Below are 12745 nucleotides of genomic sequence, written 5' to 3' on the forward strand. Positions count from 1 at the left end.
AGGCCGGCTGAGACTGTTGGGGGATACCCGGTGACAATCGATCAAGACCGCCGGTTTCGGCCCGAAATACAGGGGTTGCGCGGACTGGCCGTCGCGCTTGTCGTGGTCTATCACCTGTGGCCGGCTGTGCTGCCCGGCGGCTATGTCGGCGTCGACGTCTTTTTCGTCATCTCGGGCTATCTGATCACCGGCCTGCTGGCGCAGATGGCGTTGCGCCACGGCCGGATTTCACTGATCGAATTCTACTCGCGACGGGTGCGACGGTTGTTGCCGGCAGCAACCCTGGTGCTGCTGGTGGCATTGCTGGGCACGCTGCTTTTCATCTCAAAGGCGCGCTGGGAGGAAATAGGCAACCAGATCGTGGCGAGCGCTCTTTATGTCGAGAACTGGCGGCTGGCCTCGATTGCGGTCAGCTATCTCGAGGCCGACACCTTGCCGAGCCCGGTGCAACACTACTGGTCGCTTTCCATCGAAGAGCAGTTCTACATCGTCTGGCCGTTGGTGATGATCGGCGTGATCTGGCTGGCGCGCCGCCGTGACCTTCCGCTGAGGGCCTGCCTGATCGGGGCGTTGTCGCTCATTTTCGCGGCATCACTTGTTGCCTCTGTCGTTTTGACGGCGACGGATCCGGCCCAGGCCTATTTCGTCAGCCATACCCGCCTGTGGGAATTGGCGCTGGGTGGTCTGCTGGTGCTGACCGAACACCAGTTTCGACTGGCGGCACTCACTAGACAGTGGCTGGCGATCGCCGGTATCCTGGGCATCGTTGCGTCCGCCTTGCTGTTTTCCGCTGCAACTCCATTTCCCGGCGTCAGTGCGTTGTTGCCGACCTTGGCCACAGTGCTGGTCATCCTGGCTGGCGAGGTTGAAGTCGGCCGGTTTCGTGGGCTCGATTCGTTGCCACTTCGTTTCATCGGCGATCGCTCCTACTCGGTCTATCTATGGCATTGGCCGCTGATCACCATCTGCCAGGCGCAGGGTCATTCGCTGACCCTTGCCGGCGGTTTCGGCCTGATTGCGGCGACCCTGTTTCTATCGGATCTGTCCTATCGATATGTTGAGCAGCGCTACCGGCAAGCTCGGGGCGGCGCCTGGTGGAAGCCGCTGGGATACGGCACCGCGGCAGTTCTCACATGCGTGGCCGCATCCGGCAGCCTGCTGCTCTTTCTGAAGACCGAACGCATCGACACCGCGCTGATCGGCACGCCTTCCTACCCTGGGCCCGCCGCTCTCGTCTCAGGCGCCGTGGTCCCGGACGGTATGAACCTTCTGCCGCCGCTGGCCCGGCTGAGGCGCGACGTGCCGGTCGTGTATGCAAGGAAGTGCCACCAGGAGGAAAGCTCGGAGCCCAAACGATGCTCTCTAGGCGATCCCACGGGTGCGAAAACAATGGTTCTGGTGGGAGATTCTCATGCAGCCCAGTGGGTGCCGGCTCTGGACAAGATCGCAAAGGACCGCAACTTCAAACTGGTGACCTTTACAAAATCCGCCTGCCCATTCACCCGCGTGGCCATCACGGCGGATGGCAAACCCAACGTCTTGTGCGCGGAGTGGCACGAAAAGGTGCTGGCCGAGATCCTAAAGCTGAAACCGGATCTGATCTTCACCAGCCAGTCCAATTACGGAGCGGTTCAGCAAGACGTGATGATCGAGGGGCTGCGAAGTCTCTGGGGCGGGCTGACGGACGCCGGCTCGCAAATCGTTGCCATCCGCAACACGCCCTATATGAAATTCGACCCGGGCGAATGCCTGAGTTCGACCCCAACGAAATGCGTCACCAAACTGAGCGATATTGAGCGGAGCAACGTGTTGGCGCTGGCCGCGGAAGGACAGAAAAATGTGCGCGCCATCGATATGCTCGATGCCATTTGCGGGCCGCAACTATGCCCGGCAGTTGTCGGCAACATCATCGTCTGGCGGGACAGTCATCATCTGACCGCCAGCTACTCGCTTGCCCTGGCGCCCTATCTCGCAGCGAAGGCGGGGCTTTGACGAGACGTCTCGGAACTCAGATGTGTCGACAGGCAGGAAAATTCCGCTGGTGGAGCTGAGGAGGATCGAACTCCTGACCTCGTCATTGCGAACGACGCGCTCTCCCAGCTGAGCTACAGCCCCGTCCAGCGGATGGCGCATTTATCGAAGGCTGCGGTTTCCTGTCAAGGCGGGGTTTTGCCGAAATCCCTTGTGCCCGATGCTTGTAGGCGACCGGCCCTTGCCGGTTTCGCGCTCAATGGCTACATGTCGGCAACAATCGGAGACCGGCATGCTAGCCCTCATTCAAACAATCGTCATGGCGCTGGACCTGTACTGGTGGGTCATCATCGCCTCGGCGATCTTTTCCTGGCTCTATGCGTTCAACGTCGTCAACTCGCGCAATCAGTTCGTCGGCAGCATCGGCAACATGCTCTACCGGCTGACCGAGCCGGCGCTGCGTCCAATCCGTCGGTTCATGCCCGACCTTGGCGGCGTCGACATCTCGCCGATCATCCTGCTTCTGCTCCTGTTCTTCCTCAGGCAGCTCATTCTCACCACGATAGCGCCGCTGGTCCTGTGAACCCGACGATGGCATGAACGCGCCATTCCGCTTGCGCGCTGACGGCATCGACCTGTTTATCCGGCTGACGCCGAAGTCTTCGGTGGACAGGCTCGAAGGCGCCGAGGTATCGGCCGACGGGCGCAGCCATTTGAAGGCGCGCGTGCGCGCCGTGCCGGAGAATGGCGCGGCCAATGCGGCGCTGGAACGGCTGGTGGCCAAGGCGCTGGGCGTTCCGGCATCGGTCGTGTCGGTCATTGCAGGCGGCACGGCGCGGCTGAAGACGGTGCGTGTGGTTGGCGAACCATCGACGCTGGTGAAGAGCATCGAGGCACTGGCCGCCGAATAATCCTCAGTCCCCCAGCGGCAGCTTCGGATCGTCGACCTTCAGCGTGTTCACGCTCTGCTTGATGCGGCGCAGGTTTTCGAGAACCCTGGGTCCGCGCGTCTCGGCCACGGAGGTGACGATCATGTCGACGATCGACAGCAGAGCATAGCGCGACGAGGTCGGCTTGTAGATGTTGCCGTCCTCCAGCGACTGGAACTGGATGACGGTATCGGCGGCCTTGGCGAGCGCTGATTCCGGCGGGGTTACGGCGATGGTGGTGGCGCCATATTGCTGGGCGACCTGCACGGCGTCGATGACCGATCGCGCATAGCCGGACACCGAGAACGCGATCAACGTCGTCTCCGATGTGGCGACCGCGGCATACATGCGCTGCAACTGCCCGTCGATCTGCGCCAGCACCGGCACGCCCAGCCTAAACAGCCGGTTCTGCATCTCGGTCGCCATCATCGAGGAAATGCCACCGGAGCCGATGCACAGCACATTGCCCGAACTGACGATGCGCGCGGCCACGCCCACCAGCGTCTTCATGTCGAGGTTTTCGCTGGCGCGCTGGATGGCGGCGATTGCCGCTTCGGTGATGGCCGACGCAATGCGCTGCTCGCGCGCGTCCCGGTTCAGCGGTTCGGGCGATAAATACTGGCCGCCAATGGCAATCGCCTGCGCCAGGTAGAATTTGAAGTCGCGCAGACCCTCGCAGCCGAGATTGCGGCAGAAGCGGGTGACTGTCGGCTCGCTGACGCCGACGCGCGCGGCAATCTCGGAGATTGCCGCCTTGGAGGCGAAGTCGAGATCGGTCAGCACGAGGCCGGCCAGGCGGCGGTCCGATTTGGTGCCGTCCTGCGACATCAGCTGCAGGCGCGTGATGATGTCGGCCGGCGTTTTCATTTCAGAGGTTTCGTCTTCATAGCGCTGCCTTCATAGCGGCAGGCCTGTTGCCGTGTCGAACAGATGAATGTTGCCCGGCGCGACGGAGACCGGCAGCATTTCGCCGGGCTTGACCTGAACCCGGTCGCGGAATACGGCGCGCACCGTGTCAGCGCCGATGGCGCCATAGACATGGGTTTCCGAGCCGGTCGGCTCGACGACATCGACCTTGATCGCCATCGCGTCGACAGCCTCGCCGATGACGAAGTGTTCGGGCCGTATGCCGGCCTCGACCGTGCTGCCAGCCGGCACCGTCTTGCTGCCGAGCGCCAGTCGCCCTCCGCCGGCCGATTCGAACCAGCTTTTCTCGGGCGTCGTCTTCAGGGCGCCGGAGACAAAACTCATCGACGGCGAGCCGATGAATGAGGCGACGAATTTGTTGGCGGGACGGTCGTAGAGTTCCAGCGGTGCGCCGACCTGCTGGATCTTGCCGTGGTCCATCACCACGATGCGGTCGGCCATGGTCATGGCCTCGATCTGGTCGTGGGTGACGTAGACGATGGTCGATTTCAGCCGCTGGTGCAGCGCCTTGATCTCGGTGCGCATCTGCACGCGCAATTGCGCGTCGAGATTGCTGAGCGGTTCGTCGAACAGGAACACCGAGGGTTCGCGCACGATGGCGCGGCCCATGGCGACGCGCTGGCGCTGGCCGCCCGACAACTCCCGGGGATAGCGGTCGAGATAGGAGAACAGGTTGAGGACGCCAGAGGCCTTTTTCACCTTGGCGTCTATTGCCGTGCGGCTTTCGCCGCGGATCTTTGGGCCAAAGCCGATATTGTCGGCCGCTTTCAGGTGCGGAAACAGCGCGTAGGACTGGAAGACCATCGCGATGTTACGCTGCTGTGGCGGCAAATCGTTGGCGCGCACGCCGCCGATCAAGAGGTCGCCTGAGGTGATCGGCTCCAGCCCGGCCAGCATGCGCAGCAAGGTCGACTTGCCGCAGCCGGAAGGGCCGACCAGCACGACGAACTCGCCGCTCTTGATGTCGAGGCTGATGTTTTCGAGGATCTTATGGCGTCCGAAGGATTTCGACAGGTCGCGGAACTCGACATCGGTCATGGTCAGGCTCCCAATATGTCGTCGATGAAGGGCAGGAAGCCGGCGGTCAGTCCGGCGTCGACCGGCACCACCGCGCCGGTTATCCCCGATGCGCGATCCGAAACAAGGAAGGCCACCGCTTCGGCCACTTCCGTGGCGTCGACGATGCGGCCGAGCGGATAGAGCCGCTTGAGCTTGCCGAGAACATCCGGGTTCTTGGCCAGCCGATGGTCCCATGCGGCGGTGCGGATCGAGCCGGGGCAGACGACATTGGCGCGCAGCCCGTTGCGGCCGAGTTCCACAGCGACCGATTTGGCATAGGCATTGATGCCGGCCTTGGCCGCGGCATAGGCCGGGTTGCCGAAATGGGCGATGGCGTTGACGGAAGAGATGAAGACGACGCTGCCCGAACCGTGCGCGGCCATCGCCTTGATCAGCGGATCGGCGAACAGCATCACCCCGGTCAGATTGAGGTCGAGCTCATGCGTGATCTTGTCGGGGGTCAGCGCTGCAAGAGTCTCGGCGCGCGTCCAGCCGGCATTGTTGATCAAGATGTCGGGCACGCCGTCTTTCTCGAGGATCGCCGTGATCGCGGCATCGGTGGAGATCCGGTCGAGAAGGTCGAAGACGTGGCGCGACGCCAGATGCGGACTGCCGAGCTGGTCTTGCGACTGGTCGCAGCCGACGACGCGCGCGCCACGTTCGGCCAGCAGCGCCACGATGGCGGAGCCTAGGCCGCCGCCGGCGCCGGTCACCAGCACGGTCTTGCCTGCGAATTCGGCCTTTGAAACCACGCTGCGCGCCTCCTTGGGATCTACATAGTCGGAAAACGCTATTTTAAGAAATGTAATTAAGCAACAGGATAATCCGCTTGCACGGCGTGAAATGAAGGATAATGTAGGAAAGTCACATAAAGCCTTGGCCGCCTGAAAGCCGCAAGAGCGCAGGCGCCAATCAAATGGGAGAGATCGAATGAAGCTTGCAAAATGGACTGTCGGCCTGATGGCCGGAATGAGCCTGCTGGCGCTGACGGCGCAGGCAGACGCCGGCGAGGTGCGCGTCACCGTCGCCGAATACAGCGCCAAGACCGGCCCGTATTTCGAAGCGGTGAAAAAGGAATTCGAGGCAGCCAACCCGGGTATCACCGTCAAGTTCGAAGTTGTGCCGTGGGACGTGCTGCTGCAGAAGCTGACCACCGACATCACGGCCGGCACCAATGCCGACCTGTCGATCATCGGCACCCGCTGGCTGATCGATTTCGTCCAGCAGGATGTCGCCGAGCCGCTCGACGCCTACATCAAGCCGGAGTTCAAGGACCGCTTCATCGACACCTTCCTGTCGCCGTCGATCATGGAGGGCAAGACCTATGGCCTGCCGATCGCGGCCTCGGCGCGCGCCATGTACTACAACAAGGAATTGTTCGAGAAGGCCGGAATCGCCAACCCGCCGGCAACCTGGACCGAGTTGCAGGAGGATGCGCGCAAGATCAAGGCACTGGGCACCGGCACGTTCGGCTTCGGCCTGCAGGGCAAGGAGATCGAGACCGACGTCTATTATTATTATGCGATGTGGTCGCAAGGCACCGAGATTCTCAACAAGGATGGCACGTCGGGCCTCGGCACGCCGGGCGCGCTCGAAGCCGCCAAGCTCTACAAGTCGATGATCGACGAAGGCCTGACGGAACCCGGCGTCACCTCCAACAACCGCGAGGACGTCCAGAACCTGTTCAAGCAGGGCAAGGTCGGCATGATGATCACCGCGCCCTTCCTGTCCAACCAGATCAAGGACGAGGCGCCGAACCTGAAATACGGCGTGGCCGCTATCCCCGCCGGACCGACCGGCGCGCGCGGCACGTACGGCGTCACCGATTCCATCATCATGTTCAAGAATTCCAAGAACAAGGATGAGGCCTGGAAGCTGCTCGACTTCCTGTTCACCACCGAACAGCGCGCCAAGTTCACGCAAGGGGAAGGCTTCCTGCCGGTGAACAAGGAAGAGGCCAAGATGGACTATTACGTCAACAATGCCGATCTGGCAGCGTTCACCGCGCTGCTGCCCGACGCCCGCTTTGCGCCGGTCATCCCCGGCTGGGAAGAAGTCGCCCAGATCACCTCGGATGCCATGCAGAAGATCTATCTCGGCGGCGACCCCGAGGCAGGCTTGAAGGAAGCGGCTGCCAAGGCCAACGCCGTGATCAAGAAATAGGGCGTATCTCCCTGCGCCCGGCGCGCCCCTGAGATCGGGGCGCGCCACACTTTCCTCTCCCTCCGGAGGGGGAGAGGTGGCTCGGCGAAGCCGAGACGGAGTGGGGGAACCACCTGGCAACCGCCGCGAACGGACATAGGAAGGGCAATAGGGGCAAACATCACCTCGCCTTGCGCCCCAAGGGTCGACCCCCCGAGCTTCGCTCGACACCTCTCCCCTGATCGACGGGGGAGAGGAAAGGCATTCTTCTGAAGGGCTGCTAAAGACCGATATGCAAGATTGATCCGAGCTGGCGTGCCAGCGCCACAGAACCACGGTACAAAACCGGCCGATGCAAAATCGCTTCTTGCCCTATCTGCTGACCTTGCCCAGCCTGTTGCTGGCGGCGGTCGTCATCTTCTGGCCGGTCTGGGACCTGATCCAGATCTCGACGCATGACGTCAGCCGCTTCGGCCAGCTACGCGACTTCAACGATTTCGCCAATTATTCAGCCTTCCTCGCCGATCCCGATTTCCTGGCGGCACTCTGGCGCACCGGCCTGTGGACGTTGCTGGTGGTCGGCGGCGCGCTGCTGTTGTCGGTGCCGGTGGCGATGATCCTCAACACCGATTTCTACGGCCGCGGCATTGCCCGCGTCATCATCATGCTGCCCTGGGCGGTGTCGCTGACGATGACGGCGGTGGTCTGGCGCTGGGCGCTCAACGGTGAAAGCGGCATGCTGAACTCGGCGCTGATCGGGCTCGGCCTGATCCATGAAAACATCCAGTGGCTGGCGCGCGCCGAGACGGCATTCCCGATGCAGGTGCTGATTGGCATATTGGTGACGGTACCGTTCACCACGACCATCTTCCTCGGCGGCCTGTCGTCGATCCCCGACGACCTCTACGAGGCGGCGGCCCTGGAGGGGGCGACGCCGCTGCAGCAGTTCCGCGAGATCACCTTTCCGCTGCTGAAGCCGTTCATCAACATCGCCATCGTGCTCAACACCATCTACGTCTTCAATTCCTTCCCGATCATCTGGGTGATGACGCAGGGCGGGCCGGCCAACTCGACCGACATATTGGTCACCCATCTCTACAAGCTGGCCTTCCGCATCGGCAAACTGGGTGAAGCATCGGCGGTGTCGCTGCTGATGTTCGCCATCCTTTTGATCTTCACCATGATCTATGTGCGGCTTGCCATGCGGGAGCAGCGCACATGACGCCCAAGCTGAAGCGTACGATCATCGCCTGGCTGCTGCTTTCGCCGCTGCTCGTGGTGACGATCTTCCCCTTCGCGGTAATGTTTTTGACCGCGGTCAAGCCGCGGCAGGAGGTGCTGTCGCCGACCTGGTGGCCAAGCGAATTCCACTGGTCGAATTTTGCCGACATGTGGGTGGCGACCGGCTTTGGCCAGGCGCTGGCCAATTCGCTCTATGTCTCTGTTATCGCCACCGTCGGCGCCATCCTGATCTCGGTGCCGGCCGCCTATGCCATGTCGCGGTTTCGCTTTGCCGGCTATGGCGCCTTCCGCCAGTTCCTGCTGATCTCGCAGATGATCTCGCCGATCGTGCTGGTGCTCGGCCTGTTCCGGCTGATGGCGGCCTGGGGTCTGATCGAATCCACGACCGCGCTCGGCGTCATCTACATGGCTTTCAACGTCGCCTTCACCGTGTGGATGCTGCAAAGCTATTTCGACACCATCCCGCGCGATCTCGAGGAAGCAGCGTGGATGGAAGGCGCCGGCCGATGGCTGACCTTGCGAAAAGTGTTTCTGCCGCTTTGCCTGCCGGCAATAGCGGTGACCGCCATCTTCACCTTCATCAACGCATGGAATGAGTTCGTCGTTGCGCTCACAATGCTGCGCAGCCAGGAAAGTTACACGCTGCCTATCCAGGTGTTCTCGCTGGTCGCCGGCCGCTACACGATCGAATGGCACCATGTAATGGCGGCGACGCTGCTGGCGACGCTGCCGGTGGCAATCCTGTTCATCTGGCTGCAGCGCTATCTCGTCCGCGGGCTGGCGCTCGGGGCGGTCAAATAACGGCGCCATTCACAACGGAGCTTTCATGCGCATCTTCACCGCCTCGCTGGCGACCGAAACCAACACCTTCTCGCCGGTGCCGACCGACCGGGCGTCGTTCGAGATGGCGTTCTATGCCGGGCCGGGCAAGCATCCAGACACGCCGACCTTGTGCTCCTCGCCGATGGTCGCGCTGCGCCGGCGTGCGGCTGCCGAAGGGCTGACCGTCATCGAAGGCACCGCCACCTGGGCGGAGCCGGGCGGGCTGGTGCAGCGGCAGACCTATGAGTCGTTGCGCGACGAGATTCTCGGCCAGTTGAAGGCAGCCTTGCCGGTCGACGCCGTCATCCTCGGCCTGCACGGCGCCATGGTGGCGCAAGGCTATGACGATTGCGAAGGCGATCTGCTGGAACGGGTTCGCGCAATCGTCGGGCCCGACGTGGTGATCGCGGTCGAGCTCGACCCGCACAGTCATCTGACCCCAAAGCGCGTCGCGGCATGCAATGTCATGGCCTATTTCCTCGAATTCCCGCACACCGACTTCTATGAGCGCGGCGAACATGTCGTCGAGCTTGGATTGGCGGCGGCGCGCGACGAGATCAAGCCGGTGATCTCGACGTTCGACTGCCGCATGATCCAGGTGCTGCCGACCAGCCGCGAGCCGATGCGCTCCTTCGTCGACCGCATCAAGGCGCTGCACGGCAAGGACGGCGTGCTGTCGGTCTCGGTCATCCATGGCTTCATGGCCGCGGACGTGCCCGAAATGGGCACGCGCATCCTGGTCGTCACTGACAATGACAAGGCCAAGGGCGATGCGCTGGCGGAGAGGCTAGGGCACGAGCTTTACGCCATGCGCGAAAGGACGGCGATGACGATGCTGAACACCGAGGACGGCATCGCGCGGGCACTGGCCGTGCGCAAGGAAAATCCCGGCAAGCCGGTTGTGATTGCCGACATCTGGGACAATCCCGGCGGTGGCGTCGCCGGCGACGGTACGGTCGTGCTGCGCGCCATGCTGGAACGGGGCGTGGACAATTTTGGCGTGGCGACGATCTGGGACCCGATCGCTGTCACCTTTTGCCAGGCGGCAGGCGAAGGCGCCGTCATCGACCTGCGCTTCGGCGGCAAGGCCGGGCCGCTGGCCGGCGAACCGATCGATGCGCGCGTCAAGGTGTTGAAAGCCGTCCCCGAGGGCTGGCAGAGCTTCGGGCCGAGCCGGGTGACGCTCGGACCGACGGCGCTGGTGCGGCTCGAAGGCACCGAAATCGACATCATCCTCAACACCAACCGCACGCAGACCTTCGAGCCGGATGTCTTCTCCAACATCGGTGTCGATCCGTTGTCGAAGGACATATTGCTGATCAAGTCGACCAACCATTTCTACGCCGGCTTTGAACCGATCGCGGCGGAGATCATCTATGTCTCGGCGCCGAGCTCGTATCCGAGCAATCCGGCGGTGACGGATTACAGGAAGCTGACGCGGCCGGTGTGGCCACGGGTGGCGGATCCTTGGCGCTGGTGATCTCCCCCTCGAGGGGGGAGATAAGGCGGCGCTATAGCAATCCCCGCTTCACCATCATCGCTTCCGGCGAAGGCATCTTGCCGCGGAACGCCGTGTACAGCTCCTCCGGATCCTTCGACCCGCCAGCGGCATAGATATTCTTCCGAAGCCGTTCCGCCAGCGCCGGGTTGAAGGGATCGCCGGTCTCCTCGAAGGCGGCGAAGGCGTCGGCGTCGAGCACTTCCGACCACATGTAGGAATAGTAGCCGGCTGAATAACCGTCGCCGGAGAAGATATGGCCGAAATGCGGGGTGCGATGACGCATGGCGATGGTGTCGGGCATATCAAGCTTTTCCAGCGTTTCGGCTTCGAAACGCAGCGGTTCCGCCGGCGCATCCGGCCGCGCGTGATACGCCATGTCGATCAGCGCCGACGCTGTGAACTCGACCGTGGCGAAACCGGCGCCGAACGTGCGGGCGGCCAGCATCTTGTCGAGCAGCGACTTCGGCATCGGCTTGCCGGTCTTAACATGCAGCGCATGCTTTTCCAGCACTGCGGGCACCGTCAGCCAGTGCTCGTAGAGCTGCGAAGGCAGTTCGACGAAATCGCGGGAAACCGAGGTGCCCGCCACCGACGGCCAGGTGACGTCGGTCAGCATGCCGTGCAAAGCATGGCCGAACTCGTGGAACAGGGTCTTGGCCTCATCGACCGACAACAGCGCTGCTTCCCCGGCCGGCGGCTTGGCGAAGTTCATGATATTGTAGATCACCGGCTTGGAGCCATCGCCAAGCTTGTAGCCCGACTTCAGCGCGCTCATCCACGCGCCGGAGCGCTTCGAGGACCGGGCGAAATAGTCGGCGAGGAACAGGCCGCGCTCGCTGCCATCGGCGTTCTTCACCACGAAGACGCGCGCGTCGGGATGCCAGGCGGCGATGCCCTTCTTCTCCTCGAAAGTGATGCCGAACAGTTTTGTGGCGACGTCGAAGCAGGCGTCGATGATGCGGTCGAGTTGCAGATAGGGTTTCAGTTCCGCCTCGTCGAAGGCGAATTTTTCGGCGCGCAATTTCTCCTGGTAGAAGCGCCAGTCCCAGGCGGCGAATTTTTCGTTGCTGCCTGCCTTGGTCGCCAGCCGCTCCAGCTCCTTCTGGTCGGCGGCGGCCTTCTCCAGCGCTTTCTCCCAGACCGGGTCGAGGAGGTCGTGCACCGCCTTCGGCGTCTTGGCCATGGTGTCGTCGAGTTTCAGCGCGGCGAACGAGGCATAGCCTAGCAGCCTGGCCTTTTCGGCGCGCAGTTTCAGCATGTCGCGCACCACTGCGGTGTTGTCGCTGGCGCCGCCATTCTGGCCGCGCATGGTGAAAGCGCGGAAGGCGCTCTCGCGCAGGTCGCGGCGTTCGGAGAAGGTCGTGAACGGCTCATAGATAGAGCGCGACAAGGTGACTGCGTAGCGGCCTTTCTGGCCGCGCGTCTCGGCGGCTTCGGCCATCGAACTCTTCACGAAGTCCGGCAGGCCCGCAAGATCAGCCTCGTCGAGGAAAAGCGCCCAGTCGCGCTCGTCGGCCAGCACGTTCTGGCCGAAGGTCGTGCCGAGCGAGGACAGCTCCTCGCTGATGTTGGCCAGCCGCTTCTTGCCGTCGGCGTCGAGTTTTGCGCCCGATCGCACAAAGCCTTTCCAGGTCTTCTCCAGCACCCGCAGCGTCTCGACGTCGAGTTTGAGCGTCTCACGGCGCTGGTAGAGATCGTCGACGCGGGCAAACAATTTCTCGTTCATCGAGATCGCCGAGAAATGCCTCGACATTTTTGGCGAGATATCGCGCTCCAGCGCCTGGATCGCATCGTTGGTGTGGGCGCCGGCCCGGCACCAGAAGATCGACGAGACATGGTCGAGCGGCTCACCGGCGAGCTCGAGGGCTGCCAGCGTATTCTCGATGGTCGGCGCATCCTTGTTGCCGGCGATCGCATCGATTTCGGCCTCATGTGCCTTCAGCGCCGCGTCGAACACCGAGGAGAAATCGTCGTCGCCGATGCTGGCAAAATCCGGCAGGCCGAGCGGCCCTTGCCATTTGGTCAGCGGATGGGCGGCGAGATCGACGGTTTTCGTGGACGGCATGGGGGATCTTTCGATGATTGGCGGAGCTTGCTGACCGATGTAGGGCGATGACTGGCGCGGCGCAACAGCGCGGCCGTTCAAGCCCGC

11 protein-coding genes and 1 tRNA gene are annotated in these 12745 nt (G+C 62.7%); 7 read left to right on the forward strand and 5 right to left on the reverse strand.

Annotation, left to right across the window (positions count from 1 at the left end; genetic code table 11):
- Positions 1 to 30 precede the first annotated feature (30 nt).
- Positions 31 to 1992, forward strand: coding sequence for an acyltransferase family protein (locus tag NKL06_RS18140; RefSeq protein WP_081725477.1), 1962 nt, complete (start codon positions 31 to 33; stop codon positions 1990 to 1992).
- A 47-nt stretch (positions 1993 to 2039) separates the two neighbouring features.
- Here NKL06_RS18140 and NKL06_RS18145 read toward each other — a convergent pair.
- A tRNA-Ala gene (locus NKL06_RS18145) sits at positions 2040 to 2115 on the reverse strand.
- A gap of 148 nt (positions 2116 to 2263) precedes the next feature.
- On the opposite strand from NKL06_RS18145, the gene NKL06_RS18150 reads away from it, so the two are divergent.
- Both NKL06_RS18150 and NKL06_RS18155 read left to right on the forward strand, forming a co-directional pair.
- On the forward strand, positions 2264 to 2554 hold the full coding sequence (locus NKL06_RS18150; protein ID WP_023668602.1) for a YggT family protein: 291 nt from the start codon (positions 2264 to 2266) through the stop codon (positions 2552 to 2554).
- Positions 2555 to 2567: 13 nt separating this feature from the next.
- Positions 2568 to 2882, forward strand: a complete 315-nt coding sequence (locus tag NKL06_RS18155; RefSeq protein ID WP_023693224.1) for a DUF167 family protein — start codon at positions 2568 to 2570, stop codon at positions 2880 to 2882.
- A gap of 3 nt (positions 2883 to 2885) precedes the next feature.
- On the opposite strand, the gene NKL06_RS18160 is transcribed toward NKL06_RS18155, so the two are convergent.
- Genes NKL06_RS18160 through NKL06_RS18170 form a run of 3 tightly spaced genes read right to left on the reverse strand, consistent with a single transcriptional unit; the run spans position 2886 to position 5638 of the window.
- Positions 2886 to 3767, reverse strand: a complete 882-nt coding sequence (locus NKL06_RS18160; RefSeq protein ID WP_023681445.1) for a MurR/RpiR family transcriptional regulator — start codon at positions 3765 to 3767, stop codon at positions 2886 to 2888.
- Positions 3768 to 3797: 30 nt separating this feature from the next.
- Positions 3798 to 4865, reverse strand: a complete 1068-nt coding sequence (locus tag NKL06_RS18165; protein WP_023693223.1) for an ABC transporter ATP-binding protein — start codon at positions 4863 to 4865, stop codon at positions 3798 to 3800.
- 2 nt (positions 4866 to 4867) lie between these two features.
- Positions 4868 to 5638 (reverse strand): SDR family oxidoreductase, encoded by a 771-nt coding sequence (locus NKL06_RS18170; RefSeq protein WP_023693222.1) that lies wholly within the window; start codon positions 5636 to 5638, stop codon positions 4868 to 4870.
- 178 nt (positions 5639 to 5816) lie between these two features.
- On the opposite strand from NKL06_RS18170, the gene NKL06_RS18175 reads away from it, so the two are divergent.
- From NKL06_RS18175 to NKL06_RS18190, 4 genes are all read left to right on the forward strand, one after another.
- Positions 5817 to 7049, forward strand: coding sequence for an ABC transporter substrate-binding protein (locus NKL06_RS18175; RefSeq protein ID WP_023693221.1), 1233 nt, complete (start codon positions 5817 to 5819; stop codon positions 7047 to 7049).
- Between the two features lie 331 nt (positions 7050 to 7380).
- Entirely contained in the window at positions 7381 to 8250 is an 870-nt protein-coding gene (locus NKL06_RS18180) for a carbohydrate ABC transporter permease (protein ID WP_023681441.1), read from the forward strand.
- The gene (locus tag NKL06_RS18185) at positions 8247 to 9071 is read left to right on the forward strand and encodes a carbohydrate ABC transporter permease (RefSeq protein ID WP_023668609.1); all 825 of its coding nucleotides are present in this window, start codon (positions 8247 to 8249) and stop codon (positions 9069 to 9071) included. The genes NKL06_RS18180 and NKL06_RS18185 overlap by 4 nt, the downstream gene beginning before the upstream one ends.
- Before the next feature lie 25 nt (positions 9072 to 9096).
- Positions 9097 to 10572 carry a M81 family metallopeptidase gene (locus tag NKL06_RS18190; protein WP_023693220.1) on the forward strand — a complete coding sequence of 492 codons (1476 nt, stop codon included), beginning with the start codon at positions 9097 to 9099 and terminating at the stop codon, positions 10570 to 10572.
- A gap of 31 nt (positions 10573 to 10603) precedes the next feature.
- On the opposite strand, the gene NKL06_RS18195 is transcribed toward NKL06_RS18190, so the two are convergent.
- A complete protein-coding gene (locus NKL06_RS18195) occupies positions 10604 to 12658 on the reverse strand; it encodes a M3 family metallopeptidase (RefSeq protein ID WP_023693219.1) in 2055 nt (684 codons plus the stop codon).
- Positions 12659 to 12745: the final 87 nt, after the last annotated feature.

This window comes from Mesorhizobium sp. C268A (genome assembly GCF_040324475.1).
GTDB lineage: Bacteria > Pseudomonadota > Alphaproteobacteria > Rhizobiales > Rhizobiaceae > Mesorhizobium.